1 rRNA gene is annotated in these 824 nt (G+C 51.2%); it reads right to left on the bottom strand.

The window, feature by feature from the left end:
• A 23S ribosomal RNA gene (locus AAHE99_RS26675) occupies window positions 1–824 on the bottom strand; the annotation flags it as partial.

Consider the following 824-nt stretch of genomic DNA (forward strand, 5'->3'; position numbering starts at 1 on the left):
ATATCCGCAGCTTCGGTGACTGGCTTAGCCCCGTTACATCTTCCGCGCAGGACGACTCGATCAGTGAGCTATTACGCTTTCTTTAAATGATGGCTGCTTCTAAGCCAACATCCTGACTGTTTTAGCCTTCCCACTTCGTTTTCCACTTAGCCAATCTTTGGGACCTTAGCTGGCGGTCTGGGTTGTTTCCCTCTTGACACCGGACGTTAGCACCCGATGTCTGTCTCCCAAGCTCGCACTCAACGGTATTCGGAGTTTGCAATGGTTTGGTAAGTCGCGATGACCCCCTAGCCATAACAGTGCTCTACCCCCGTCGGTGATACTTGAGGCACTACCTAAATAGTTTTCGGAGAGAACCAGCTATTTCCAAGTTTGTTTAGCCTTTCACCCCTATCCACAGCTCATCCCCTAATTTTTCAACATTAGTGGGTTCGGTCCTCCAGTGCGTGTTACCGCACCTTCAACCTGGCCATGGATAGATCACTTGGTTTCGGGTCTACACCCAGCGACTGGCGCCCTATTCGGACTCGATTTCTCTACGGCTCCCCTATTTGGTTAACCTCGCCACTGAATGTAAGTCGCTGACCCATTATACAAAAGGTACGCCGTCACCCCTTACGAGGCTCCGACTGTTTGTATGCACACGGTTTCAGGATCTATTTCACTCCCCTCCCGGGGTTCTTTTCGCCTTTCCCTCACGGTACTGGTTCACTATCGGTCGATTACGAGTATTTAGCCTTGGAGGATGGTCCCCCCATGTTCAGACAGGATTTCTCGTGTCCCGCCCTACTTGTCGTACGCTTAGTACCACCGCTCTGATTTCG

The organism is Pseudoduganella sp. OTU4001 (assembly GCF_038440195.1).
In the GTDB taxonomy this organism is placed as follows: domain Bacteria; phylum Pseudomonadota; class Gammaproteobacteria; order Burkholderiales; family Burkholderiaceae_D; genus Rugamonas.